Origin of the sequence: Sphingobacterium sp. SRCM116780 (genome assembly GCF_021442025.1) — a bacterium.
In the GTDB taxonomy this organism is placed as follows: Bacteria; Bacteroidota; Bacteroidia; order Sphingobacteriales; family Sphingobacteriaceae; genus Sphingobacterium.
In genome coordinates this window covers 1144364-1170751 of record NZ_CP090446.1, presented here as the reverse complement: position 1 = coordinate 1170751, position 26388 = coordinate 1144364, and the positions used below count along the sequence as shown (strand labels likewise).

General features: G+C 35.8%; 23 protein-coding genes and 2 tRNA genes. 10 read left to right on the top strand and 15 right to left on the bottom strand.

The features are described from left to right. The first annotated feature begins 13 nt into the window (after positions 1-13). Positions 14-652, top strand: coding sequence for a hypothetical protein (locus LZQ00_RS05115; protein WP_234512500.1), 639 nt, complete (start codon positions 14-16; stop codon positions 650-652). 25 nt (positions 653-677) lie between these two features. Here the strand turns inward: LZQ00_RS05115 and LZQ00_RS05110 are convergent, their stop codons facing one another. From LZQ00_RS05110 to LZQ00_RS05100, 3 genes are read right to left on the bottom strand one after another with little or no spacing between them, the layout of a single operon-like run. Beyond that, positions 678-1778, bottom strand: coding sequence for a DUF3810 domain-containing protein (locus tag LZQ00_RS05110; protein ID WP_234512498.1), 1101 nt, complete (start codon positions 1776-1778; stop codon positions 678-680). A 7-nt stretch (positions 1779-1785) separates the two neighbouring features. Further along, positions 1786-2841 (bottom strand): nucleoid-associated protein, encoded by a 1056-nt coding sequence (locus tag LZQ00_RS05105; protein ID WP_234512496.1) that lies wholly within the window; start codon positions 2839-2841, stop codon positions 1786-1788. Positions 2842-2862: 21 nt separating this feature from the next. Next, positions 2863-3768 (bottom strand): histone deacetylase, encoded by a 906-nt coding sequence (locus LZQ00_RS05100; protein ID WP_234512494.1) that lies wholly within the window; start codon positions 3766-3768, stop codon positions 2863-2865. A 124-nt stretch (positions 3769-3892) separates the two neighbouring features. Here LZQ00_RS05100 and LZQ00_RS05095 point away from each other — a divergent pair, with 124 nt between their 5' ends. From LZQ00_RS05095 to LZQ00_RS05085, 3 genes are read left to right on the top strand one after another with little or no spacing between them, the layout of a single operon-like run. Continuing rightward, on the top strand, positions 3893-4537 hold the full coding sequence (locus tag LZQ00_RS05095; RefSeq protein ID WP_317259290.1) for a YceH family protein: 645 nt from the start codon (positions 3893-3895) through the stop codon (positions 4535-4537). A gap of 10 nt (positions 4538-4547) precedes the next feature. Then, a complete protein-coding gene (locus tag LZQ00_RS05090) occupies positions 4548-5738 on the top strand; it encodes an MFS transporter (RefSeq protein WP_234512492.1) in 1191 nt (396 codons plus the stop codon). After that, entirely contained in the window at positions 5735-6613 is an 879-nt protein-coding gene (locus LZQ00_RS05085; RefSeq protein WP_234512490.1) for a DUF72 domain-containing protein, read from the top strand. The genes LZQ00_RS05090 and LZQ00_RS05085 overlap by 4 nt, the downstream gene beginning before the upstream one ends. A gap of 60 nt (positions 6614-6673) precedes the next feature. Here LZQ00_RS05085 and eno read toward each other — a convergent pair whose 3' ends face one another. The 6 genes from eno to LZQ00_RS05055 form a co-directional block, all read right to left on the bottom strand. Further along, positions 6674-7969 carry a phosphopyruvate hydratase gene (eno, locus tag LZQ00_RS05080; RefSeq protein ID WP_234512488.1) on the bottom strand — a complete coding sequence of 432 codons (1296 nt, stop codon included), beginning with the start codon at positions 7967-7969 and terminating at the stop codon, positions 6674-6676. Positions 7970-8176: 207 nt separating this feature from the next. Further along, complete coding sequence (gene carA / locus LZQ00_RS05075) at positions 8177-9277, bottom strand: glutamine-hydrolyzing carbamoyl-phosphate synthase small subunit (protein ID WP_234512486.1); 1101 nt, start codon at positions 9275-9277, stop codon at positions 8177-8179. Between the two features lie 270 nt (positions 9278-9547). Then, positions 9548-9892 carry a TM2 domain-containing protein gene (locus LZQ00_RS05070; RefSeq protein ID WP_234512484.1) on the bottom strand — a complete coding sequence of 115 codons (345 nt, stop codon included), beginning with the start codon at positions 9890-9892 and terminating at the stop codon, positions 9548-9550. 116 nt (positions 9893-10008) lie between these two features. After that, positions 10009-11007 carry a GTPase ObgE gene (obgE, locus tag LZQ00_RS05065; protein WP_234512482.1) on the bottom strand — a complete coding sequence of 333 codons (999 nt, stop codon included), beginning with the start codon at positions 11005-11007 and terminating at the stop codon, positions 10009-10011. A gap of 38 nt (positions 11008-11045) precedes the next feature. Further along, positions 11046-11615, bottom strand: coding sequence for an adenylate kinase (locus tag LZQ00_RS05060; RefSeq protein WP_234512480.1), 570 nt, complete (start codon positions 11613-11615; stop codon positions 11046-11048). Positions 11616-11687: 72 nt separating this feature from the next. After that, positions 11688-11761 (bottom strand) — tRNA-Arg (locus LZQ00_RS05055). Between the two features lie 470 nt (positions 11762-12231). On the opposite strand from LZQ00_RS05055, the gene LZQ00_RS05050 reads away from it, so the two are divergent. Beyond that, positions 12232-12621, top strand: a complete 390-nt coding sequence (locus LZQ00_RS05050) for a hypothetical protein (protein WP_234512478.1) — start codon at positions 12232-12234, stop codon at positions 12619-12621. A 256-nt stretch (positions 12622-12877) separates the two neighbouring features. On the opposite strand, the gene LZQ00_RS05045 is transcribed toward LZQ00_RS05050, so the two are convergent. Continuing rightward, positions 12878-12951, bottom strand: a tRNA-Arg gene (locus LZQ00_RS05045). A 188-nt stretch (positions 12952-13139) separates the two neighbouring features. On the opposite strand from LZQ00_RS05045, the gene LZQ00_RS05040 reads away from it, so the two are divergent. Next, positions 13140-13967 (top strand): alpha/beta fold hydrolase, encoded by an 828-nt coding sequence (locus LZQ00_RS05040; protein ID WP_234512477.1) that lies wholly within the window; start codon positions 13140-13142, stop codon positions 13965-13967. Between the two features lie 30 nt (positions 13968-13997). Here LZQ00_RS05040 and LZQ00_RS05035 read toward each other — a convergent pair whose 3' ends face one another. Next, positions 13998-14801: a patatin-like phospholipase family protein gene (locus tag LZQ00_RS05035; protein WP_234512475.1), complete on the bottom strand. Its 804-nt coding sequence runs from the start codon at positions 14799-14801 to the stop codon at positions 13998-14000. A gap of 137 nt (positions 14802-14938) precedes the next feature. Here LZQ00_RS05035 and LZQ00_RS05030 point away from each other — a divergent pair, with 137 nt between their 5' ends. From LZQ00_RS05030 to smc, 4 genes are all read left to right on the top strand, one after another. Beyond that, entirely contained in the window at positions 14939-15550 is a 612-nt protein-coding gene (locus tag LZQ00_RS05030) for a TetR/AcrR family transcriptional regulator (RefSeq protein ID WP_234512473.1), read from the top strand. A 1-nt stretch (position 15551) separates the two neighbouring features. Continuing rightward, complete coding sequence (locus LZQ00_RS05025) at positions 15552-16184, top strand: nitroreductase family protein (RefSeq protein ID WP_234512471.1); 633 nt, start codon at positions 15552-15554, stop codon at positions 16182-16184. A 54-nt stretch (positions 16185-16238) separates the two neighbouring features. Continuing rightward, the gene (locus tag LZQ00_RS05020) at positions 16239-16943 is read left to right on the top strand and encodes a DsbA family oxidoreductase (RefSeq protein WP_234512469.1); all 705 of its coding nucleotides are present in this window, start codon (positions 16239-16241) and stop codon (positions 16941-16943) included. A gap of 140 nt (positions 16944-17083) precedes the next feature. Continuing rightward, positions 17084-20626 (top strand): chromosome segregation protein SMC, encoded by a 3543-nt coding sequence (gene smc / locus LZQ00_RS05015; RefSeq protein ID WP_234512468.1) that lies wholly within the window; start codon positions 17084-17086, stop codon positions 20624-20626. A gap of 78 nt (positions 20627-20704) precedes the next feature. Here smc and LZQ00_RS05010 read toward each other — a convergent pair whose 3' ends face one another. The 4 genes from LZQ00_RS05010 to LZQ00_RS04995 all read right to left on the bottom strand — a co-directional run bounded on the left by LZQ00_RS05010 (position 20705) and on the right by LZQ00_RS04995 (position 26015). Then, entirely contained in the window at positions 20705-21340 is a 636-nt protein-coding gene (locus LZQ00_RS05010) for a YceI family protein (protein ID WP_234512466.1), read from the bottom strand. A 115-nt stretch (positions 21341-21455) separates the two neighbouring features. Beyond that, positions 21456-22781 carry a UDP-N-acetylglucosamine 1-carboxyvinyltransferase gene (murA, locus tag LZQ00_RS05005; RefSeq protein ID WP_234512464.1) on the bottom strand — a complete coding sequence of 442 codons (1326 nt, stop codon included), beginning with the start codon at positions 22779-22781 and terminating at the stop codon, positions 21456-21458. Between the two features lie 110 nt (positions 22782-22891). Further along, positions 22892-23686, bottom strand: coding sequence for a DUF4290 domain-containing protein (locus tag LZQ00_RS05000; protein WP_234512463.1), 795 nt, complete (start codon positions 23684-23686; stop codon positions 22892-22894). 52 nt (positions 23687-23738) lie between these two features. Beyond that, positions 23739-26015: an ATP-dependent helicase gene (locus LZQ00_RS04995; protein WP_234512461.1), complete on the bottom strand. Its 2277-nt coding sequence runs from the start codon at positions 26013-26015 to the stop codon at positions 23739-23741. Positions 26016-26388: the final 373 nt, after the last annotated feature.

Genomic DNA, 26388 nt, shown 5'->3' with positions numbered 1-26388 from the left:
ACTACCATTCACTATGAAAAAACTATTAACAATTACAGTATTTGCTTTTTTTGCATTGCAGTCTTATGCACAAAGCAACATGGAACATATCAGTAAATTAGAAATCGGGAAAAAGGCTAAAAAAGTCTTTAACAATAAATCTTCCGATTCGATAAGCAGCATTCATATTGACACCTTGATTATGGATGATAAGGCTTCTTTAATTTTTTATGGTCAGAAAAATGTGAATCTAACCATTGGTAATGCCATAATCGGTAACAATGTCTCCATCTCGGGAACAGATGGAAAAAACAACGGGTCTCATTTCAATATCCAATCAAATTTCAAGAAATTAGGTTCGCTTTATATTATCGCCAAAGGTGACAATGCATTTAACGGTACTAAAACATATCCAAATGGAAATGGTGGCAATGTCAAACTAGAGCTTTTGGATAATAGCATTCATCCACAACTAAAGGATAAAAAGGAAACAAATTATCTACGTGTCTCCAATGAAGCTGGAGGAAAAGCGGTAAATGCTACTAGCGATTTAAGAAATATTTATGATCGTGTAAGACAGGCTCCTGCTGGACTCAGAGGGCTTCCACAGGGTCAAATTTATTCAGGTAGTCCTGGAATAGATGGTAAAACAGAAATCATAAGTACACAATAGAAAAAGCGAGCAGTGCTCGCTTTTTCTATTTGGTCGTCTTAGGTTTGACTAGACAACCATGTTGCTTTAATTCATAAGCAAGCACCAGTCTGGTCATTCTATCATAACGGGCGAGTCCCTCCGATTGGTTATTATGCTTCAAATAGCCATTATAAAACAAATCAGAGACTTTATTAATCCAACCTGTATAGGTACTCCAAAATTCAGCTTCCTCCTTCAAATCGCTTAAAACTGCGCTTGAGAGTCGATCTTTATACGTAAGGAATAAATCTTTATCAATTCCTCTTAATTCACGCAACAAATAAGAGGTTGTCTGCAAGTAGTTGGAGTAACGATAAAACGTTTCGGGATGATTTTTTAATCGCACATAGGCGATAAAATTAGCCTCATCTTCAAAACCAATTCCCTGCTGATGTGCGAGTTCATGCACATAGGTAAATGGACTTGAAAAAACAGGCATTGCTTGATTAACATGCGCCTCATGCGTGAAAGGATTAAAATAGCCTGATACACCAAAATAGGATACCCAAGAACTGTTTAATGGTCCTTTTGCATGAATTAATGTCGTCGACAGAAAATATTGGAATGTGGTATCAGTTATCACTAATCGTTCCATATCATCTTTAATTTTTTCAGACTTAGCTACCCAATCTTTTGGATTAACTTGAGAGCGTAAATAATTGGTAGAATCCAAACTCTTCTCTAATAGAATCAAATAATCGGCTAACTTAAGACTATCTGTACTTAAATCCGTATTTTGTGCAATCGGAGATCGATAATAATTCATTCCCCAACTGATATAAAAAAACAGATATAAACCTAAGATCATATTGATCAAATAAATAGCTGATTGAATAGATTTTGTATAAGTTTTTTTTAATAAATACTTAAAGATAGAAATGAATAGCACAAGTAGATAAACGATAATTCCTGCATAAAATAGATCACCAAAACTAAAGGGTAAATAACCCAATACAAATTGTGGTAAGTAAGAAAATAAAGGGTACCATGATCTCGAAAAATAATGCTCCACAAAAGCAGTATTGCCTTCCAGTAAGGAAAGTATTCCGATCATGATAAGAAGGATGATCGTACAAATCAAAGGTTTCCTATAGCTGGATTTCATCTAAATATTAGCTTTCGTTTTCAAAATATAACTTATAGTAATTCATACCTTTATCTTCATCAAAACCTCTCTCCACATATTCCCGTTTACCGTGGAGGTAGATATGAAAGTTTTTATCCAATTTTAAAACAGTTTTGTAAGACGCCTCCATTTTTTTCACGGCTTTATCCGCGATATCAAAGCTACTTTGAAAAGGAGTTTCAAATTCGTCTTCAAAACCAGCTCGGAAATCATTGAACATCGTCGCTGCAATAGGGTTGCCGATTACTTCTTCTTCAAATTCCTCTTGGTCAAAAGTTTCTTTCTCTTTGAAGTAATTCATTGATTTATTAAGCAGATCAATTTTATCAGCCTTTCCTAATTCAAACATATCATCTAATTTTTCCGTAACAAAGTTCTTATAGACTTTCAGGTAGTTACCTGTTTGATTAAAATCATCATTACGGATTTTGATCTTTAAGAAATCATCTTTCCAATACACGGCTTCAGTTTTATTGGTTTGATCGACTACCAAAACCTTATACCCTTCTTCCTCTTCTACATTGACAATAATAACACCTTTATCCAATTTATTGATATTGATTGCCTCTTGCTCGTAATCCAATTGAAAACCACCTTGATTCGGGTATACTTTTAGATAAGTTTCCTTATTCTCAGATTTGAAAATACCAATGGCATCGTGATTTTCTCCCTCAATTTGTACATTTTTCAAAGATACAATGTAGACCTCTCCTGGTTTAATCTTCGGATGCATACACACTTCATAGAGATGTTTGGCCACTTGTTGTGAAAATTCATGAAAGGGTAATTGACCTTTAAAAAACTGCTTGGTGAAATAATAGATTTCATTCAATTCCAATTCGCCATTAGGATGGAATAACCGATATACTTCATTTATTTTTGCAAATGGCCCCATAAAATATTGCATCAATAAAGGTGGCAATACCTCATCATTTTCCAATGAAACAGACTGTTCTGATAAAATGTAAAACTCTTCTTGCGATTTATTTCCTACACGATGGATGGAAAGTTGTTCAAAAGTAGCATCTTGATGAAAAAACATATTTCTTATTTAAGTCTTATTTTAAAATTTATATAAATCAATTGCCGTTTTATAAGTTTGACAATGTGCATTGACAATATCTTTCATATGAACGGAATATCCACCTCCCATACTTACCTGAACAGGGACTTGCTGTTGCAGACAATGCTCAAAAACCAGTGCATCCCTCATTTTACAAGCTGCTGCTGTTAGCTTCAGTTTACCCAATTTGTCCGTTTCTAAAATATCAACACCAGCTTGGTAAAAAACAAAATTAGGTTTTACTTTCTCAAAAAGCTGCGGTAAATGTGTTTCTAATAGCGCTAAGTAGGTCACATCGGTTATACCATCTGCCACAGGAATATCTAAGTCTGATCGTTCTTTAATAAATGGAAAGTTCTTTTCACCATGTATTGAGAAAGTAAAAACGCGATCATCATCTGCAAATATATGTGCCGTACCATTTCCTTGATGCACATCCAAATCAATGATTAAGATCCGTGTTGCTAATTGCTGTTCCAATAAATAGCGAGCAGCGACAGCTTGATCATTGAGCAAACAAAACCCTTCTCCAAAATCATAACCTGCATGATGGGTTCCTCCAGCAATATTAAATGCTACTCCATATTCCTGTGCATATAACGCTGCTTGTATCGTTCCATTCAATAGATATCGTTCACGATCGACCAAACTTTTGGTCAATGGAAAGCCAATTCTGCGGATCATCTTAGCATCCAAAGCAAGGTCAAAAACGGATTTCACATACTCAGGATCATGGGCTAAACATGCTGTTTCAAATGTAGCCAAAGCAGGTTGAAAAAAATTCTCCTTTTTCACCAGTCCTTCATGCAGCAATTGCAAGGGAATCAATTCATATTTTCCCATCGGAAACCGATGACCTTCACGTACGGGATGAATATATTCAGGATGAAAAGCGATCTTTAACAAAACAGTGGAATTAAAAACATTACGAAGATAGCAAAAAGCAACTTTATCGCTTTTTATTGTGGATAATATTTTAAGAAATAATTGTTTGCCCTTCTAAAAAACAGCATATTTGATTTCAATTAAAATGAAATTTATGGAACCTATCTCAATACCTCAATTATCCGCTGAAGAGCAACGTATATTAGGTGCTTTGATCGAGAAATCAAGAACTACCCCAGAGTATTATCCGATGTCACTGAATGGTCTTCAAAGTGCATGTAATCAAAAAACAGCGCGTAGACCTGTTGTCAATTATTCCGAAGACACGATTATCAAGACGTTAGATATTTTGAGAAAAAAAGGGCTCATTGCGCATGTTGTTGGTGGAGGAAGTCGCGTAACAAAATATAAACACAATTTCGCTATACAATTTCCTTTGGTTCCTTCAGAATTAGCCATTATCTGCCTACTTTTACTTCGAGGTCCATTAACTGCTGGAGAAATAAATTCAAATTCAGGACGTCTTTATGATTTTGATACCTTGGAAGACATCAATGAGCATCTGGAGAAATTAGCTTCAGAAGGATTCGTAAAAGCATTAACGAAGCAACCCGGTCACAAGGAGATTCGTTACATCCATGTCCTAGGTGAAATTAATCTGGAACAATTCGAACAGTCTACTACTTCATCAGAAAACACAGAACAGCTCCATAAAAGAATAGAAACATTAGAACAAGAAGTATCGCAATTGAAACAACAACTTCAAGACCTTTGGGATGAGCTTCATTAAATAACTTCACATGCATGAAAAAACAAAGCCAACTTTAACCAATAGCTTACTGTGGTTAATGACCATTGCTACTGGTTTAGTTGTCGCCAATAATTATTACAATCAACCACTCTTAGCGCTTATTGCCAAAGATATACAGGTATCTGAATCTGTAGCCAGCAATATTGCTATGCTCACCCAAATCGGATATGCTTGCGGATTGCTCTTCATCGTGCCTCTTGGTGATATGTTTAAGCGGAAACGAATGATTTTAATTGACTTTGTATTCATTATTATCGCTTTAATTGGAATGGCCTTATCGCCTAATATTCAAATGCTTTCAATTTTTAGTTTCTTCATCGGATTCACATCCGTTATCCCGCAAGTCTTTGTACCCATGGCAGCAGAACTTGCTTCAAAAGACAAGCAATCTTCAGCCATAGGAATGGTGATGTCTGGGCTTTTGATCGGTATATTATTATCACGCGTCATCAGTGGTTTTGTAGGCTCTTGGTTAGGTTGGCGGGAGATGTATTGGATTGCAGCTGCTATTATGCTTTTAACGGCTTCCATCTTAGCCTTTAAGCTACCCGAATTAAATCCTAGTTTTAAAGGCACCTATACCGAATTAATGAAATCTATTTGGTCTTTTGCAAAATCTCAACCTGTTTTGCAATTAGCTTCTTTTCGAGGAGCCATGGGTTTTGGTTCGTTTTCAGCCTTCTTTACAACCTTAGTTTTTCATCTACAAGGACCTCCATTTTTTGATGGAGCTGCCATGGCAGGATCATTTGGACTCTTTGGAGCTTGTGGAGCGTTGGCTGCTGCATTTGTTAATAAATTTACAGTACGGTACAACCAGCGTCATATCATCACGGCAGGTATCTGCATCATGTTGCTCAGCTGGTTCTTCTTTTCCGTGCTAGGTTCTTTTTATATCGGTCTGATTATCGGCATTATTTTAATCGATCTTGGATTACAATCGATGCATATCCTTAATCAAGGTGACTTTTATGCTCTAAATTTAGGAGCCAATAATCGTTTGAATACGGTTTACATGGTCAGTTATTTTATTGGAGGTGCATCAGGTACTTATTTTGCAGCTCAAGCTTGGCAACATTATGAATGGAACGGAGTTATTGTAGTAGGACTAATATATAGCATAGCAGCTTTAATTGCTCATTTACTTTTTGATAAACAATTAAGAAATCAGACAATATGAAATTTGGACAAGTTGAACATCCTGAAGAAGTAGACTTTAAATTACCGCCTGTTTCTTCCGATACAATAAAATTATTAAACCAATATAAAAATGATCAACCTTTTGAAGTCTCTGTGGGTTGTGCGAAGTGGAATAAGGCTGATTTAAAGGGTTTTTACCCCAGAGGAACAAAAGATGAGTTAGTATATTATAGTCAACAATTTAATAGCGTAGAGCTCAATGCTACCTTCTATAATAGTCCTTCCAAAGAACAGGTGAACACTTGGAAAGAAAAAACACCTGCAGATTTTAAGTTTTTCCCAAAGATACCACAATCCATCAGTCACTATAGCCGTTTACTTCAGACGGATGAGAAAGTACGTGCTTTTACTGATGCCATTGCTTTTTTTGAAGAAAAATTAGGCATGATATTCTTGCAAATGCACGATAATTATAAGCCCAAAGACATCGCACGTTTAGAAGAATTTTTAAAGAATTTTCCAAAGGGTATGCCTCTAGCGTTAGAAGTACGAAACGAGGAATGGTTTGCTAATGGAGAAATCGCCCAATCTTTTTATAAACTATTGGAAGATCATGGCGTCACCAATATTTTGGTAGACACGGCTGGCCGACGTGATATGCTACATATGCGATTGACAACCCCAATAGCCTTTGTTCGTTATGTTGGAGCTAATCATCCCTCCGATTATCAGCGTTTGGATGATTGGATACAAGTTATCAAACAATGGAGAGCAGCTGGTTTACAAAAGTTATATTTCTTTATTCACCAAAATATTGAAGTAGAATCTCCCCTATTGGCCACCTACTTTATCGATCAATTGAATAAAGAATTTGATCTTAACTTGAGGGGTCCACATAAAACCACCTTATTCTAACACAAAAAAAGCGACTTTTACCTCGGTAAAGTCGCTTTTTTATATAGATTCGATTACTTATTACTTTTTAGCAAATCGGAAGCTTTTGCCAATGAAACGAGCATTAGCACCTAGTTCTTCTTCAATACGCAATAATTGATTGTATTTTGCCATACGATCTGAACGAGAAGCAGAACCTGTTTTAATCTGACCACAGTTCAACGCTACTGCTAAATCAGCAATCGTTGCATCTTCTGTCTCTCCAGAACGGTGAGACATAACAGAAGTATAGTTTGAATTTTGCGCCAAAGTAACCGCGTTAATTGTTTCTGTTAACGATCCAATTTGGTTTACTTTTACTAAGATAGAGTTTGCAGTATCCGTATCGATACCTTGTTGCAAACGTTTTGTATTGGTTACAAATAAATCATCCCCTACCAATTGAATAGTAGCGCCAATTTTTTCTGTTAATAATTTCCAGCCAGCCCAATCATCCTCATGCATACCATCTTCGATAGAAATAATTGGATATTTTTGAGTCAATTCTGCTAAGTAAGCCACTTGTTCTTCAGAAGAACGGATAGCACCTTTATCACCTTCAAATTTTGTGTAATCGTATTTACCATTGACATAAAATTCAGATGCAGCACAATCCAATGCTAAACAGATCTCAGCACCTGGTTTGTAACCTGCTGCTTCAATTGCTTTTAACACCGTTTCAATCGCATCTTCAGTACCATCAAAAGTTGGGGCGAAACCACCTTCATCACCTACTGCAGTAGATAAGCCACGGTCATGTAAAATCTTTTTCAAGTTATGGAATACTTCTGCTCCCCAACGCAAAGCTTCAGAAAATGAAGGAGCGCCAACAGGCATGATCATAAATTCTTGGAAAGCAATAGGAGCATCTGAGTGAGAACCACCATTGATGATGTTCATCATTGGAATCGGTAGTGTATTCGCATTTACACCACCAATATAACGGTATAAAGGTTGACGAGACTCTTGCGCAGCAGCTTTTGCAACAGCTAAAGAAACACCTAAAATTGCATTGGCACCTAAGTTTCCTTTATTTTCTGTTCCGTCCAAATCGATCATGATTTTATCAATCGCGTTTTGTTCAAATACATCAATACCTTCTAAAGCAGCAGCAATTTTAGTATTTACATTTTCTACTGCTTTCAAAACACCTTTACCTAAGTATTTCGACTTGTCACCATCACGTAACTCTACAGCCTCATGAACACCTGTAGAAGCACCAGAAGGTACTGCTGCACGTCCAACGAAACCATTTTGTGTTGTTACATCTACTTCAATAGTAGGATTTCCGCGCGAATCCAGAATCTGACGCGCATGTACATCAATAATTAAACTCATTGTAATATTTGGTTTAAATTTTTTATAGTATTTTATACAATACTTAGTGTGATTTTTACACTAAAAAATTATATTCTAATTTAACAATCAAATATAAATAAAATTGAGCTTATTAAAAAACGTTAGCGACAATTTTATAACATAAAGGAACATATTTAAAATAAAAAAGAGGTTAGCAAAAGCTAACCTCTTCGATATATGGATCAATTATTTTTTAATCAACTGAATGAAATCGTCAAACAAATAACGTGAATCGTGTGGTCCAGGTGATGATTCTGGGTGATATTGTACCGAAAATGCATTTTTTCCTTTTATACGGATACCTTCTATCGATTGATCATTTAAGTTGACGTGTGTGATCTCTACTTTATCTGATCGCTTAATATCTTCTGCAACAACCCCAAAACCATGGTTTTGTGACGTAATTTCACAACGGTTAGCAATGATGTTTTTCACAGGATGGTTAATTCCACGGTGACCGTTATGCATTTTTTGCGTACGGATATCATTTGCCAATGCTAATATTTGGTGTCCTAGACAGATACCAAACATCGGTTGATCTGCAGCTAAGATCTCTTTTACTGTTTGAATAGCATAATCCATTGCTGCAGGATCGCCAGGACCATTAGAGATAAAATATCCAGATGGGCTCCATTCTTCCATCTCTGCAAAAGTTGTTTTCGCTGGGAATACCTTAGCATATACTTCTCTTGCATCAAAATTGCGAAGGATGTTCTTTTTAATCCCTAAGTCCAATACTGCAACACGAACTGCAGCATCTTCATTTCCGTAAAAATAAGGCTCTGTAGTCGTTACATGGGAAGACAATTCCAATCCGTCCATGGAAGGTACTGTTGATAATTTTGCTTTCAACGCGTCTACATCCAGATTTTCTGATGAGATGATGGCATTCATCGCACCTTTATCACGAATATGACGAACCAATGAACGGGTGTCAATATCTGAAATACCAACTAAATTTCCTTCTTCAAAATAGCTTTGAATAGATTCATCTGCCATTTTACGGCTATAGTTAATATTATAATTCTTACAAACTAACCCTGCTATTTGAATCTTATTCGATTCAGTATCATCTTCGTCAATTCCATAGTTACCAATGTGGGCATTGGTCGTTACCATGATTTGTCCAAAGTAAGAAGGATCGGTAAAAATCTCTTGGTAACCTGTCGTTCCGGTATTGAAACAAATCTCACCAGTAGTCGTTCCAATTTTACCAGCAGCTTTTCCGTGGTAAACTGTTCCGTCTTCTAAAACTAAAATTGCAGGCAATTTGCTGTAGTTGGTCATTATTTATAAATTATAAATTGTTTTTTCCTTATTTTAAATCCTTCCTATAAGGTTATAAAAAAAGCCCTTAAACGGGCCAGTTCATCAATTAAATAATTGATTCAACGATACAATTACATCGTTTTTTATAACATTTGCGAAAGGATTTACGTCAATTTTCACAGGAGACAAAGGTACAATAAAAGCAACAATTTAAAAAGAGTTTTTTTTATTATTTACATTTTACCTTTGAAAGCTAAAAAATCCTTTCAAATATCTATCTATCAAAATCTACAATCCCCCATTGCTAATGACATTTCCTTCCGAATCCGTAAACTTCCCAATAATAATAAATACCATATCGATCAGATACCAAATCCCACAACCACCCAACGTAACGAGTTGAAGGATACCTGTACCGATCTTACCTACATAAAAACGATGAACACCAAGTGGACCTAAAAAAATACAAAATAAGAGACAGGCCAACCAACGTTCATCTTTCAATGGACCGTTAAAATTTTGCTGCTGATAGCCATAAACAGGTTGTCTTACTCCACAGGTTGGACAAATTTCAGCTTGCCCATTAATTAAAGTACCACAAGAAACACAATATTTTTGACCTAATTGATTCATAATTTACCTTTTAATTTGATTAAAGATATTATTTATAGCTGTAAAACGCAATATCAAACAATAAAAAAAGCGATTACAAAAATTTGCAATCGCTTGATATATATACCTTATTTGTCCTACGAATTTATCGCTTTCCAAATCATATCTTTCAGCTGTACAATATTTTTGCCAGCTACGGAAGAGATAAAAATATACGGCAATCCTTCTGGAACTTCTTTTTCCATCTCGCGCTCCAACTCATCATCTAACATATCCGATTTGGTAATGGCCAATAGCTTTGGTTTATCACGTAGTTCAGGATTGTAAACCGATAGTTCATTCAATAGAATATCATATTCTTGTTTGATTGTTCGCTCGGTATCAGCAGGTACCATAAATAATAAAACGGAATTACGCTCAATATGTCTTAAGAATCGGTAACCTAATCCTTTTCCTTCTGATGCTCCTTCAATAATACCTGGAATATCTGCCATCACAAAAGATTTGCTATCGCGATAGCTGACAATCCCCAAGTTGGGAACTAACGTTGTAAATGGATAATTCGCAATCTCTGGTTTTGCTGCAGAAACAACGGATAATAACGTAGATTTTCCAGCATTTGGAAAACCAACTAAACCAACGTCTGCCAATACTTTCAACTCCAAAATAATCCAACGCTCTTGTCCTGGCATACCAGGTTGTGCAAAGCGAGGTGTTTGTTGTGTCGAAGATTTGAAATGCCAGTTACCAAGACCACCTCTCCCACCTGGAGTCAGAATTTTCGTTTCGCCATCTTCTGTGATTTCGAATAAAACCTCACCCGTTTCAGCATCTTTAGCAACTGTACCAGCAGGGACCTCCAAAATCTCGTCTTTCCCCGAAGCACCTGTACTTGTAGCCGAACTTCCGGACTCTCCACCAGAAGCAATAATATGCTTTCTGTACTTGAGATGCAATAATGTCCACAACTGGGTATTACCTTTTAAAATAATATGACCACCACGACCACCATCACCACCATCAGGTCCTCCCTTCATGGTTGTCTTATCTCGATGTAAATGCGCAGAACCTGACCCACCGTGTCCTGATCGACAACACACCTTCACATAATCAACAAAATTCGAGCCTTGCGCCATAGAAATAAAATATGTTTTTTTAAAACGTTTCCGTTTTATTAATAATTGTCAATAATAGCGGTTAACTCTCCAAAGATAAAATCAATATCACCGATACCGTTTACTTTAGACAATTTACCTTGTGCTTCATAATAAGGTAATACATGAATCGTTTTTGTAAAATACTCATCTATACGTTTTACCAATTTATCTGCAGCATCATCCGCGCGTCCAGAAATTTCCTGACGTTTAGCAATGCGTGTTTTCAATTCGTCTTCATTAACATCTAAAGCAATAACAACTGAAATAGAAGAATTAATACCTGCTAAAAAAGCGTCCAAAGCCTCTGCTTGCGCCACCGTACGTGGGAAACCATCAAAAATAAATCCTTTTGCATCGGGATTTTTCTTCACTTCCTCTTCCAACATTGCAATCGTAATCGAGTCAGGTACCAAATTTCCTTCAGCAATAATCTGACTTACTTGTTGACCTAGAGCTGTCTGATCTTGAATATGAGCTCTAAAGATATCACCTGTAGAAACATGAACTAATTGATATTTATCGATAAGTTTCTGTGATTGTGTTCCCTTCCCTGCCCCCGGAGGGCCAAATATTACAAGGTTTAGCATAGTAGTATTTAGAGTAATAGAGTTAAAAAAATAAAAGCCTAATCGTTATATTGATTAGGCTTTTCAAAATAGTGCGCTCAAAGGGAGTCGAACCCCTAACCTCCTGATCCGTAGTCAGGTGCTCTATCCAATTGAGCCATGAGCGCGGCAACCATTACGGCCTATTCATTGCTGTTATTCCGTTTTGGTGATGCAAATATAGGTAAAATAGCAGTCTCTCCAAATTTTTTTTTCAATTAATACGTAATTAACTGAAAATGAAAGTAAATAATTGTAGATCATTCAACGACAAAAAAAAGCGCCTCACCTATCCTAGCATACGATACAAATTCAACTAGATCGATTTGACCATTTTACTTTTCGTTTAAATTCATTAATTTAGAAAACGTCAAACGAGATCATTCAGAGGACTCAAAACATGAGATCATTGCAGCTCAACGCTTTGTTAATTGATAATACGTTTGCTTGAAGACAAAAAAATATGCATTACATATCTTGGAAAATCAATACTATGAAGATGGTGTGCAATTATTAACATACAAAGTCAATTATTAATCCTGTCTATAGCCAATGATGGTTTTACACAATAACGGACTAACACATAATAAAAACTTAAATGATGATAGCGGGACAAAAAACATTGCCAAAATGGATATTGATCATTTCGGGGGTATTTGCCCTCATGGAGATTATGGTAAGTTTATCAATATGGTTCTCACCAAAATCGGTACTGGAAACTGTTGATCTGAATGCAACAGGTGTGGATTATTTAATTCGTATGTGGGCAGTCAGACAATTTGCTCTTGGATTTATTTTTGCTTTTGCAACTTTTAAAAAATCACTCCCTATGCTTACTATAGTCTATATTTTCTTTTTAGTCATGTTTGTTGGTGATTTTTTCATCGGCATCTTACAAAAAGAAAATGCACTTATTATTGCTGCTGTAGTCATGTGTATCCTTTCTTCAGCTTTATTATTTGCTATAAATAAAGAACGTGTTGATTAACTCCGACCTTCTTTTACAACTGATCTATTCGTTTTTCAATTGCAATAGCCTATAATAGACGCTCCTCTGGTTGAAGTGTTCCAAAGGGTCACTTCAATCTTCTTTGAAAATTAGGTCTCCAGACCGAAATACTATTGCATACATGTTATAGGTGGAAACTGCAAAAATTATGCATTAATTGTTCTCCCGATTTTTGGAATTACTTTTACACGAAATACATGTTGAAAAACTTGATTGTGGTAGGTTATAAAAAAAGTGCACTCAAAGGGAGTCGAACCCCTAACCTCCTGATCCGTAGTCAGGTGCTCTATCCAATTGAGCCATGAGTGCATTTTTTAATGACTTGCGATGGAAGTCATACCGTTTTGTTTGGTGATACAAATATCGGCACTTTTTTCATTTTTGCAAACTATTTTACATCTTTTTTTACTACAAAAACCAATATTTTTATTATCTTATTGATAATATTATATTTACAAAGTCTATTTTTTTATATTCTATTTCACAAAAACGACGATATGTTCAAAAAAGAAACGAAACTAAGCCGAGTACGTATTGATGACATCAGCATTTCCTACATAGTAAAAAATAGTAAAGTAAAAGAAACGGAAAAAACAGTCATCTTTTTACATGGTTTTCCCTTTAACAAAAACACCTGGAGAAATCAATTGAATGCTTTAGAAGACAACATCACTGGAATTGCTATTGATATTCGAGGACATGGACAGACTACAAGTGGTCATGGATTTTTTAGCGTTGATGTTTTTGCCAAAGATTTGATCAAATTCATCAAGCATTTTAATTTAAAAAATGTCATACTGTGTGGGGTTTCTATGGGTGGTTATATTGCACTGAGAACTTACGAATTGATCGGTTCTGAATTAAAAGGACTTATCTTAAGTGATACGCATTCTTTTGCCGATGATAATAAAGGAAAACAAAAGCGTTTTGATTCCATTCAAGCCTTATTAAAATATGGTAAGCGTCCCTTTTCCTTAGGGTTTATTGAAACCATATTTTCAGAAAAAACACGTACAGAAAACCAAGAAGCGATTGAATTGATCAAAAGTGCGATTAGAAGAAATAGTGTGGAGAGCATTTGTGCGACACAACTTGCATTAGCAGCACGAACGGATACGTCAGCTATATTACCAACCATAACAATACCGACTTTAGTTATTAAAGGTAAGGACGATAAATTGGTGAACGACATACAAGTAAAAGCATTACTCGATCTTATATCTGCAGTACAATATGTTGAATTCATGGGATCAGGTCATTTACCCAATCTAGAAGAGTCGGATAAGTTTAATACAGAGATTAACAATTTTCTACGCTCTTTTTAGATAGTATTCTTTTTGGGGAAGGAAAATTCTTTACAACTTTTTGTCTTTTAAAGCTTCTTGTGTAAGCTGCCTCCCCTTTTCAATTAAAAATTGCGCTTTCTCGTATTCCCAAATTCCACAAATATTATGGGGTACATGAATCACATAATCAGGTTGATATAATTCGAGTGTTAAAGCACTTAATTTTCTTCTCATAGCAAAATAAGCGAGTTGCAAGATATCGAGTGCATGGAGCTTCTTTGACTTCTGTTTTTCAGACATCAGTTGTTCATCAGGACTTCCATCAAGATTAACGGCAATCACGATGTGATCTGATTTTTTGGACACTAAATTTACAGGTAGTGGATTGAGCACACCACCATCAAATAAAGTCATCTCATCGCGTTTAACAGCTGTAAATACGGCTGGAATTGAGATTGAAGCGCGTATGGCATCGTACATACTTCCTGAATCGAAGATAACATCTTTTTCATCTTTTAAATCATTGGCAACCGCTTTAAAGGAAATCGGAAATGACTCAATAGCGGTATCCGGTATAATTTTTTTAAGCGTTTCCATAATTTTAGTGCCTTTCATAAATCCTGCAGGTTCCATCGTAAAGTCCATCAATTGAAAAACTGATTTCCTGTTCAACTGCAACATCCATTCTTCCAGAATATCCAATCCGCCCTGTGCATAGATAGCGCCGATAAGAGCCCCTATAGAACAACCGATCACTTCATCAATACGATAACCTTGTACTTCCAATTCTCGGATGACTCCGATATGAGCCAATCCTCTCGCTCCCCCACCTCCGAGCACAAGTGTAACTTTTTTTTCGTTCCATTTTTCCACCTATCTAATTTAACTTATTTTTTGGTAGGAAATTAAAAAAACAGCAATCTGTCATTTAAATGTATAATGTTTGTTGACCAGATATGATTTAATAAAATCATTGTTACTTTTGCTAACACTGTTAACTAATGTGTAAAATGGGTGTATCAGAGCGTAAATTAAGAGATCAGGAAAAAATTAAACAGCAGATTATTGATCAGTCTTGGCTAATCGTACAAGAGGAAGGATGGCATTCGCTTTCCATCCGTAAGATAGCCGATGCCATTGAATACAGTATCCCTGTCATCTATAAACATTTTGAAAATAAGGATGCTATTGTTGAATATTTTACAAAAATTGGCTTTGCCTTATTGGCAGATCAATTAGCATTGACTGTAAAACAAAATAAACCTGCAGATCAACAGTTAAACAATTTGGCTGTATCCTATTGGAATTTTGCTTTTGAAAACAAGAAATATTACGAAATCATGTTTGGATTAGGTATTCCAAAATGTGAGGTCGTCAATAGCGTCAAAGAAATGAAAGCAGCATCCGATGTCATGATGAATTGCATTGCACGATGCATGGAAGAACATCAGATAGATAACAGTAATTTATATTTAAAATTAAAGACATTCTGGTCTATTCTACACGGTATTATTGCCATAGAGTTGATCTCAAATCAAGAAACTAATCCTGAAGAGGTATCTCCTATATTAAAGGATGCTATTCAGGGATTTATTATATCATTAAAATACAAGCAAAACTAACATGAGTTTATTAGAAGATTTAAAATGGAGATATGCTACCAAAAAGATGAATGGCACTCCCGTATCACAAGAAAAAATTGATTACATCATAGAAGCAGCGCGCTTAGCCCCTACTTCTTCAGGCTTACATCCATACAAAGTGATTGAAATTAGTAATCCTGAGTTAAAAGCAAAAATTCAACCTGTTGCCTATGGTCAATCGCAAATCGTAGATAGTTCACATCTTTTGATATTTGCTGCATACGATGAATATACAAAAGACCGTGTAGATGCACCATTTGCACAACAAGCGGAAGAAAGAGGATTACCAGCAGGTTTTGCCGATGATTATAAAAATAATCTTTTTGCTAATATTTCTAAACAAACAAAAGAGCAACACTTTAACCATGCCGCTCGTCAAGCCTATATTGGCTTTGGACTAGCTTTAGCAGCTGCTGCAGAACAAAAAGTAGATGCAACTCCTATGGAAGGATTTGTCAATGCACAATTAGATGAACTTCTTGAACTTGATAAATTAGGTCTTAAATCTGTCACTATTTTAGCTTTAGGTTACCGTGATGAAGAAAATGATTGGTTAGTGAACTTGAAAAAAGTGAGACCAAATCATGAAGATTTTATCATCAAATTAAAATAATTCACCTCTTTTTAGGAACTCAATTTTTTGGGTTCCTAATCTTAAATGTATACTATGAAAATAGAGATTTGGTCTGACATTGTTTGTCCATTTTGTTATATTGGTAAAAAAAGATTAGAAAAAGCTTTAGAAACTTTTCCTCACCGGGATGAAGTTGATATCATTTGGAAATCGTATCAATTACATCCACAGTTTCCTAAAGATTCCGATGGTGTTGCTTGTATCAAGTACATAAAAGAATCAAAAGGGCTTACTCAAGAGGAAACGCTCGCGATGATGCATCAGGTTCAATCCATAGGAAAGTCACTTGACATTGATCTTAATTTTGAAAAAGCGATCATCGTCAATACCTTAAATGCACATCGTTTAATCCATTTCGCACAAGAAAACGGAAAGGGCAATGAAATGAAGGAGAAACTATTTCAAGCTCATTTTAGCGAAGGATTGGATGTCAACCATTCGGAAACTTTAATAAAATTGGCAACAGAAGTTGGCTTAGACAGCTCACAGGTTGAGCAACTACTCGATAGTGACCAATATGCATATGAAGTGTCTCAGGATATTCAAGAAGGTGTAAATTTGGGTTTACGTGGCGTTCCTTTCTTTGTATTTAATCAAAAGTTTGGCGTTGCTGGTGCTCAACCGCTTGAAATATTTGAGAAAACACTTCGACAAGCTTATGATGATGCGAAACAGGTGATCATTATGAATGACAATGAAGGTCCTAGTTGTGACATCGAAACTGGAAATTGCGAATAGTCAACGATTCGCAATTTTTCATTTTCAACTCTTCCAAAACTTTAACAGCACTTCTTGCCTTGAATCACAAAATCGTGCAAATAAGTTGAACTTATTTCTTAATTTCGTCAGCTATTTAATGCAGAAAAATTGTAGTATAAATGCAGTTAATGAAACTAGAAATAAAAGGATTCAAAAGCTTCGGCGACAAGATTACAATCAATTTCAATGAAGGTGTCACCGCTATTGTGGGCCCTAATGGTTGTGGTAAATCGAATGTTGTTGATGCAATACGGTGGGTTTTGGGGGAGCAAAGTACACGAATGCTCCGTTCGGAGAAAATGGAAAACATCATTTTTAATGGAACCAAAAATCGTAAAGCAGCTAATCTAGCAGAAGTCTCCCTGACTTTTGATAACAATAAAAATGTACTTCCGACAGCATTTACGACCGTTACTGTAACCCGTAAATTATTTAGGAATGGCGATAGCGAATACCGTTTGAATGATGTAAAATGTCGTCTCAAAGATATCACTGATCTTTTTTTAGATACAGGTGTAGGTGCCGATTCTTATTCCATTATTGAACTGAGAATGATTGATGAGATCATCAACAATAAAGAGAATTCACGTCGAAATTTGTTTGAGGAAGCATCAGGGATTTCTAAATATAAAGTTCGTAAGAAACAAACTCTAAATAAACTTAGAGATACAGAAGCAGACTTAAGTCGCGTGGATGATTTGTTATTTGAGATTACAAAAAACCTTAAATCATTAGAAAGCCAAGCTAAAAAAGCAGAAAAGTATACGCAATTGAAAGACGAATACCGTCAAAGCAGCGTCAACCTAGCGTATTATCGTATCGGCGATTTCAGTACTGAACTGGAAGCTCTACAAACGCAAGAATCTACCTTACAAAAACAAACGACAGCGGCTCAAGCCAGTATTAATCAAGCTGAAATTGAATTAAAGCAAATTCGAGAAGATAATCTGGAGCAAGAGAAAAACGTATCTATACAGCAAAAGGCGACGCAAGAGTTTGTCAATAAAATCCGAAATTACGAGTCTGAAAAAAAAGTCAAGAACGAGCAGCTTAAAAATCTTCAGGATAAGGAAACCCGATTAAGTTTTGAAATCAACAATGATAATCAACAGCTGAATCATGTGCTGTATACGATCAAAAGGTTACACGAAGAGCTGTATCATGAGCAACAACAACTGGATAATCTTCAGGCTAACTTAGAAAAAGATAAAGCAGAAGTTGAAGAATTAAGAGGTCAACAACAATCGGCAAAAGGTAAGCTGGATACTTTTAGTAAAAAAAGCACCGAGTTGCAAGATAAAATACACAAACTGGAAAAAGAAATTGCTGTATTGCATATCCAAAAAGAGGCATTGCAACAAGAGGCTGTTCGAGCAGATACAGATACCGAATCAAAGGAAATAGAATTGAATCAATTCAATATCTCGGTTGCAGAATTAGAAGGTCGTGTTGAAACACAGCAACAACAGTATGAGACTGCTCTGCAAATGGAAGATGAATTGCAACTACAAATTCAAACTTCTGCAACAAATATCACTACCTATAAAGATGAATTAAGTAAAGAGTCTCGCTTAGTGGATGCTAAGCAAAATGAATATAACTTAACAAAATCTTTAATTGATAATTTGGAAGGCTTTCCAGAATCTATACGATTCTTAAAGAAAAATGCAGGATGGAAAAAACAACCACCCCTATTTTCTGATGTGCTATTCTGTCAAGAAGACTATCGGGTAGCGATTGAGAATTACTTGGAGTCGATCATGAATCACTATGTTGTCGATACACAGCAAGATGCTGTTCAGGCAATCAACTTATTAAGCGATGCGGCGCGTGGTCGTGCCAACTTCTTTATATTAGATGCGATCCAACTGATCGCGCAACTTCCCTCTCCTGCTGATGAATTTTTGATGCCTGCCTTAGATGTCATTACTGTCGATGAAAAATTCAAAGTACTGTGTCAGCTTTTGTTGCAAAACGTCTATATATTAAAGAAGGAACGTGAACAGGAGCTTCATTTAGCTTTACCTCAGGGAGATTTAATTATCCTGCAAAAAAATGGTAAGTTTTCAAAAAGTAAACTCGGTCTTTCTGGGGGTTCTGTAGGTTTGTTTGAAGGTAAAAGAATTGGTCGTGCAAAAAACATAGAAGTGTTGGCAAAAGAGATCAAGGCACTTAATCAAGACATCAGCAAGTTACAAGATAAAATAACAACAGAATCTGGGCGTCTACAAGCATTGCAATCCAATTCTCAAAAGCAGATGATCGATGAACTTCGGTTTCAACTAAACCGACTGAATAATGAATTGATCTCTGTTAAAACAAAACAAGAGCAATATCAAACGTTTATCCTCAATACGCAAAATCGTAAAAGAGATATTCAAGATAAAATAATAACGATTGAAAATGACTTGTTAACTTTCGAACCTCAAATTCAAGATTTCAAAAATGAACGTAGGCAATACATCGATGATTTACAACAGCAACAAGATCGCTTTAATGAAATTTCTGAAATTTTAACCGATAAATCTGCAACGTATAATCAAGAGAATATCAGTTACCACCAGCAACAAAATAAGGTTTCTAATATTCATAAAGATCTAGAATTCAGAGAAACGCAAAAAGAGGATTTTGAAGCTCGTGTAGAACGAAATACCAAAGATCTCGAAGAGGTTCAACTTTCATTAAAAAATACCGCGCAATTCGTTGATGTAGAAGATGAAGACTTGGTGGAGATGTATACACAAAAGGATGCCTTGGAGAAGGGTTTAGAAGACTTAGAAAAGAACTACTATGGTGTCCGTAAACAAATCAATGAGTTAGAGGAACAAATCACCCAGCATCGTCGCTCGAAAGAACAAGATGACGTGTTGATTTCAGCAATAAAAGATAAAAAGACAGCACTTCAACTCGATCTTAATTCTTTAAAAGAACGTTTATCTGTTGAATTTAATATTGAACTGAAGGACTTATTGGAACAAGAAGAAATCCCTGTTATAGCGGAAGATCAAGATACGCTAACGGCGAAATGCAATAGACTTAAGAAACAGTTAAATGAATATGGATCCATCAATTTAATGGCTAAAGAAGCATTTGACGAAATGAATGAGCGCTATAATTTCATTACCAGTGAAAAAGCAGATCTATTGGAAGCAAAAGGCTCCTTGTTGGCTACCATCAAGGAAATAGATGATACTGCAGAGGTGCAGTTTATGTTTACATTCAATAGTGTACGTGATAACTTCATCAAAGTATTCCGTTCCCTATTTAACGAAGAAGATAGCTGTGATTTAATTTTGACAGATCCTTCAAAACCATTGGATTCTGATATTGATATTGTTGCACGTCCAAAAGGAAAGCGTCCATTATCTATCAATCAGTTATCTGGTGGTGAAAAAACCTTAACTTCTACTGCTTTATTATTCTCTCTGTACCTATCAAAACCAGCTCCGTTCTGTATTTTTGATGAGGTAGATGCACCTTTGGATGATACGAATATTGATAAGTTCAATAATATCATTCGCGATTTTTCTAAAAACTCACAATTTATAGTTGTGTCCCACAATAAGAAAACCATTGCTAGTACCGATATTATCTACGGAGTAACCATGGTCGAACAAGGTGTATCACGTGTAGTTGCCGTTGATTTAAGAGATGTTGCGTAGGCTAAGCACGGAGATCTTATAACAAAAAAAGAGCGATAAATTAATTATCGCTCTTTTTTATGAATAGCTAGTTGGTCCTTATTTTGTAGCAACTAAAGAAACTTTAAAGTTAATTTCAGCTGAAATTAAATCATCTTGTTTACCAGCATAACTTACACCCCAATCAGCACGAGCGATATTGAAATCTGCATTCGTTTTGATTGTTGTCGAAGTAGATTCTGTAACTTTAGCATCGAAAGAAATATTTTTTGTGATCCCTTTAATGGTTAAGTTACCTGCTATTTTCAAATCTTGTGCTGTTGCACCAGGTTCTACTTTCGTAATGACAAAAGTTGCTTCAGGAAACTTTGCTACATCAAAGAAATCAGCTGCTTTTAAGTGACTGTTCAATTTCTCTTTGTACTCTCCTTCTAAATCAGTAGAAGTGATGGTGTTAAGATCCAACGCAAATGTACCACCCGTCAAAACTCCCTTATCAGCAGTTAATGATCCTGATTTAATGGCAATAGTACCTGTATGTTTGCCTGTTACTTTTGTACCCGTCCACACCACTTTTGATTGCGCTGCATCTACTTGAAACGCATCTCCTACAGGGGTAGTAACTTGTTCTGTTGAAACTGAATCTTGTGTTGTCGCTTTTTTACCTTCTGGATTTCCAGCACATGAAGACATGATAACAGCTGCAATAGCAGGCAATAAAAATAATTTTTTCATAATCTAACCTTATTTATTTTATATGTTTAAACATTTGTTTTTCAAAGATATTATAATTAAGAATAAAATCTACCAGTACTATATACAAAATTGGAATTATGACAATCTCATGTTTTTAATGTCCTTTAGGACTTGCATCAATACGACGGATATCTGCACCCAGTTTTTTCAAACGAGCTTCGATATTTTGGTATCCTCTTTCAATTTGTTCAATATTATGGATAACAGAGGTTCCTTTTGCTGATAAAGCTGCAATTAACAACGATACTCCTGCACGGATATCTGGTGATGTCATCTCGATACCACGTAACGGATACATTTTGTTCAACCCAATTACAGTAGCACGGTGAGGATCACAAAGAATGATTTGAGCCCCCATATCGATCAATTTGTCCACAAAGAAAAGACGACTTTCAAACATCTTCTGATGGATCAAGACATTACCTTTAGCTTGTGTAGCAATAACGAGTACAATACTTAATAAATCGGGCGTAAATCCAGGCCAAGGGGCATCAGATATGGTTAAAATAGATCCATCAATAAAGGTATCAATTTCATAAGAATCTTGAGCAGGAATAAAGATATCATCTCCTCTTAATTCAAGCTTAATTCCTAATCGTTGGAATACTGTTGGAATAATTCCTAACTCTTTATAGCAAACATCTTTAATCGTAATTTCGGAACCTGTCATGGCTGCTAACCCGATGAATGAGCCAATCTCAATCATATCTGGCAACATACGATGCGATGTCCCTCCAAGACGCTTACCCCCTTCTATCGTCAATAAGTTTGAACCGATTCCAGAGATATTAGCTCCCATACGATTCAACATTTTACATAGTTGTTGCAGATAAGGTTCGCATGCAGCATTATATATCTCTGTTTTGCCTTCAGCTAAAACTGCCGCCATAACGATATTTGCAGTACCCGTTACGGAAGCTTCATCCAATAAGATATAAGTACCTTTTAATTGTGAAGCATCTACATTGAAGAAGTGATTTTCAGGATCGTAAATAAATTTTGCTCCTAATTTTTCAAATCCTAAAAAGTGTGTATCCAAACGACGACGACCAATTTTATCTCCTCCTGGTTTCGGTATAGCTGCCTTTCCGAATCTAGCCAACAAAGGCCCAACAATCATAATGGAACCTCTTAATCCTCCACCCTTTTCTTTGAATTCTTCCGATTGAAAATAATCGATATCGATATCTTTAGCTTCGAAAACATACGTATCTTCATCTACACGATTGACACTTACTCCCATCGCTTTTAAAAGATCTATTAATTTATTGACGTCCTTTATGTCAGGTACATTACTGATGGTCATCGGCTCCTCCGTCAACAATACTGCCGACAAGATCTGTAATGCTTCGTTTTTTGCTCCTTGAGGAATAATCTCTCCTTTTAATGGCTTCCCGCCGTTAATTTCAAATGCATTCATTTGTACACTTATGTCTTTTATTTATCCTTTGCCCTATTATAAGAAAAAAGCAATTGAAAAGAAATATAAATCGCTTCACAATTGCCTTATATTGTATTAGAAGAGAATAACTAGCCTCTTTTGTAACTACTGCTGTTCGTATTATTTTGATAAGGACGTCTATTGTTATTATTACTACTTCCGCCGCTTGTATTGCTACGTTTTTGAAACGTATTTGTTCCAGCTGGTCTTCTATTATTTGAATTATTGTTATTGTTCGTTCGACTATGGTTATTATTAGAATGACCTGAATTCGTATTGCTATTCGATTGCGTTGGTGCATTTCCTTTCACTCTATTTCCTGGAGGCGCGCTCTTAAAATCTAGTTTTGTTAAAACTGTACCTTCTGGTAATTGCAAAACTTGACTTGACAATTCCGCTAGATCTTGAATGATAAACTCATCTGCTACCGCATCTTTATTCCAAGTCGTATAAGCCATCTTCATAAAATTGGCAATAGAAAGAGCCATTTTTTGACGTGCTGCTTCATCAGGAATAGAGATGGCCTTATTAATCATCTTTTCCACCGTAAAACCGTAATGCTTGTACTTGATATTATGCTGTGGATAGCTTAACAATTCTGGCTCGTGTTTAACCAGTTCTGGAGTCGCTGTGGGATAAGGAGAATCTACATCGATTTGGAAATCAGAAATAATTTGTAAGTGATCCCATAATTTATGCTTAAAATCAGCCACGTCACGTAAGTGAGGGTTCAACACACCCATCATATCTATGACAACTTGAGCATACTTATTTCTTTCTTCTTTTGTAGGTAAATCACAAATATAGTTTACCATATTTTGCACATTTCTACCGTATTCGGCTAGGATTAGCTTAGGTCTTGTGCTGTTGTAGTCAAAGTTCATATAGTGAATTTCAGTACTTATACAACGTTGTATTTTGTACTTTGGTATTAAATTATAGAATAATTCTCAGTTTTGCAAATTTAAGCAATAATTGTTTCTGCCCCAAGTCTTTAAAGAAAATAGTTGCTTTTAATTCTCCTTTTGATCCTTCTAGGTTAACAACCTTTCCAAATCCAAATCTTTCATGTTCTACTTCCATTCCAACTTGTAAATTATTGGTGTCAGATGGAGCGAATCCTGCAGAAGGTGTATGTGCTTTGGGTAATATTGACGTGGTTTTAAAAGGCTTCGGTTTAGGTTTTGAAAAACTATCCGATTCTTTTTGCTGCCAAGCAATACGCTCACCTTGAAACCCGCCAGATGCTGCAGAAGAACTTTGTCTTGGTTTGAAATCCAAATCCAAACAGGAAGGATTCAATTCATCCAAGAATCTGCTTGGTTCACAATTATTCAATGTTCCCCAACGATATCTAGAAGTTGCGTACGAAAGTAATAATTTTTTCTCAGCTCTGGTAACGGCAACATAAAATAATCTACGTTCTTCTTCAAGTTCTGACCTCGAATTCAAGGCTAATTGTGACGGAAATAAATTTTCTTCTAAGCCAACGATGAATACAACTGGAAATTCAAGTCCTTTGGAAGAGTGTATCGTCATCATAGAGACGGTATCTGCATTGGGATCCTTATCGTTATCATCATTGGTCAACAAAGCGATATCTTGCATATAGACATCCAACCCTCGATCTTCAATATCTTCACGTTCTGAAAATTCTTTGATACCGTTCAACAATTCCTGAATATGCTCATAACGAGTCAATCCTTCTACAGACTTATCTTCGTATAATTCTTTTAGTATACTTGAATGTTGTGCAATATGCATAGCCATATCAAAGGCATTATGAGTTTTTGACATCGCCTGAAAACTCAATATCATCTGTCCAAAACCACCTACAGAAGCAGCACTACGTCCGTCCATAAACATTTGCGCATTCACCACGACATCCCAAAGACGGTATTGATGTTGATCTGCAGCGATGACAATTTTTTCGATCGTCGTATCACCAATCCCACGACGTGGGTAATTAATCACCCGCTTTAAAGCCTCTTCATCATTTGGATTGAAGGTCAATCGAAAATAAGCGATTAAATCTTTAATTTCCTTCCGTTGATAGAATGAAGTACCTCCGTATATTTTATAAGGGATATTAATTTTTCGCAATGCTTCCTCCATGGCTCTGGATTGTGCATTGGTTCGATATAAAATAGCAAAATCTTTATAATTTAATGATTTGAGCGATTTTTCTTGTACAATTAAATCCGCGACGATCTTACCTTCTTCGTTATCTGAAAATGCACGGGAAACTTTGATCTTCTCTCCTTCTTCATTATCTGAGAATACATTTTTTTCCAATTGATTTTGATTATTCGCAATAACCGAATTGGCAGCATTCACAATCATCTGTGTCGAGCGATAGTTTTGCTCTAACTTGAAAACTTTGACTGTAGGATAATCTTTTTGGAAGTTTAGAATATTCTGAATATTGGCGCCACGAAAAGCATAAATACTTTGCGCATCATCCCCCACAATACATATATTTTCATTGACGGCAGCAAGGCGTTTAACGATCAAATATTGGGAGAAGTTCGTATCCTGATACTCATCGACCATTAAATATTTAAATTGATGTTGATATTTATGTAAAACTTCGGGGTGTTTATTGAGTAATACATTTGTTTTGAAGAGCAAGTCATCAAAATCCATCGCCCCTGCACGATAACAACGTTGCGCATAGGTCATATAGATTTCTCCTAACTGTCCTCTGCCATTGGAAATATCTTCTGCCTTTAATCCCTCATTCTTATTATACTCTTGTGGGGAGATCAAATTATTCTTAGCCTGAGAAATACGTCCGTAAACATGATTGACATTGTATAATTTGTCATCCAAATTCATCTCTTTCAAGATCGAACGTAATAAACTTTTTGTATCGTCGGTATCGTAAATGGTAAAATTACGGGGGTAGCCAATCAGTTCTGCTTCGACACGCAATATCTTGGCAAACACCGAGTGAAAGGTACCCATCCAAATATTCTTAGCCTCTGCTCCGACAACAGACATAATACGATTCCGCATTTCTTTTGCCGCCTTATTGGTAAAGGTCAATACCAGTATATTAAAAGGGTCTACTCCTTTTTGTATTAAATGTGCTACGCGATAAGTAATGACGCGTGTCTTACCTGATCCTGCACCAGCAACAATCATTACTGGTCCATCCATTTGTTCTACAGCTCCTCTTTGGGAAGGGTTCAATCCTGCTAAAAAATCCAAAGCTTTCTCCTAATATTATATGTTATTTAAAATAGCTCGTAAAAGTACGAAAATCATTTGGCGGATAGGCAGTCATCGCTACAATTATTAATTTTTCTTCCATAAAAGTGACAATAATCATCAATAATACCTGAGTTTTCAAGTTCCAGGATTTTGATCTTCCATTTCACTCGTTAGACTGCCACCATCCCAAACAGAATATCCTGTTCAATAGTTTTAGGTATCCATATAAATTGCTTTATAAAAGATTTGAGATTAATCAGTTCTTTTGAATAGCCAAAAGTATTTAGCATTTCGACATCCATTAAGAAATAACATGATATCGTTAATTGAAATACCTTTTGTGTTTCGGTTTCTTTGTGTAACGTGACCA

Bases quoted from the DNA above. Each gene is read 5' to 3' on its own strand.
- LZQ00_RS05010 (WP_234512466.1), bottom strand. From the start codon at position 21,340: ATGAAAAAATTATTTTTATTGCCTGCTATTGCAGCTGTTATCATGTCT.
- LZQ00_RS05050 (WP_234512478.1), top strand. From the start codon at position 12,232: ATGATGATAGCGGGACAAAAAACATTGCCAAAATGGATATTGATCATT.
- smc (WP_234512468.1), top strand. From the start codon at position 17,084: ATGCAGTTAATGAAACTAGAAATAAAAGGATTCAAAAGCTTCGGCGAC.
- eno (WP_234512488.1), bottom strand. From the start codon at position 7,969: ATGAGTTTAATTATTGATGTACATGCGCGTCAGATTCTGGATTCGCGC.
- LZQ00_RS05030 (WP_234512473.1), top strand. From the start codon at position 14,939: ATGGGTGTATCAGAGCGTAAATTAAGAGATCAGGAAAAAATTAAACAG.
- LZQ00_RS05025 (WP_234512471.1), top strand. From the start codon at position 15,552: ATGAGTTTATTAGAAGATTTAAAATGGAGATATGCTACCAAAAAGATG.
- LZQ00_RS05070 (WP_234512484.1), bottom strand. From the start codon at position 9,892: ATGAATCAATTAGGTCAAAAATATTGTGTTTCTTGTGGTACTTTAATT.
- LZQ00_RS05085 (WP_234512490.1), top strand. From the start codon at position 5,735: ATGAAATTTGGACAAGTTGAACATCCTGAAGAAGTAGACTTTAAATTA.
- LZQ00_RS05105 (WP_234512496.1), bottom strand. From the start codon at position 2,841: ATGTTTTTTCATCAAGATGCTACTTTTGAACAACTTTCCATCCATCGT.
- LZQ00_RS05060 (WP_234512480.1), bottom strand. From the start codon at position 11,615: ATGCTAAACCTTGTAATATTTGGCCCTCCGGGGGCAGGGAAGGGAACA.
- LZQ00_RS05020 (WP_234512469.1), top strand. From the start codon at position 16,239: ATGAAAATAGAGATTTGGTCTGACATTGTTTGTCCATTTTGTTATATT.
- LZQ00_RS05115 (WP_234512500.1), top strand. From the start codon at position 14: ATGAAAAAACTATTAACAATTACAGTATTTGCTTTTTTTGCATTGCAG.
- LZQ00_RS05090 (WP_234512492.1), top strand. From the start codon at position 4,548: ATGCATGAAAAAACAAAGCCAACTTTAACCAATAGCTTACTGTGGTTA.
- LZQ00_RS05000 (WP_234512463.1), bottom strand. From the start codon at position 23,686: ATGAACTTTGACTACAACAGCACAAGACCTAAGCTAATCCTAGCCGAA.
- carA (WP_234512486.1), bottom strand. From the start codon at position 9,277: ATGACCAACTACAGCAAATTGCCTGCAATTTTAGTTTTAGAAGACGGA.
- murA (WP_234512464.1), bottom strand. From the start codon at position 22,781: ATGAATGCATTTGAAATTAACGGCGGGAAGCCATTAAAAGGAGAGATT.
- LZQ00_RS05110 (WP_234512498.1), bottom strand. From the start codon at position 1,778: ATGAAATCCAGCTATAGGAAACCTTTGATTTGTACGATCATCCTTCTT.
- obgE (WP_234512482.1), bottom strand. From the start codon at position 11,007: ATGGCGCAAGGCTCGAATTTTGTTGATTATGTGAAGGTGTGTTGTCGA.
- LZQ00_RS05040 (WP_234512477.1), top strand. From the start codon at position 13,140: ATGTTCAAAAAAGAAACGAAACTAAGCCGAGTACGTATTGATGACATC.
- LZQ00_RS05095 (WP_317259290.1), top strand. From the start codon at position 3,893: ATGAAATTTATGGAACCTATCTCAATACCTCAATTATCCGCTGAAGAG.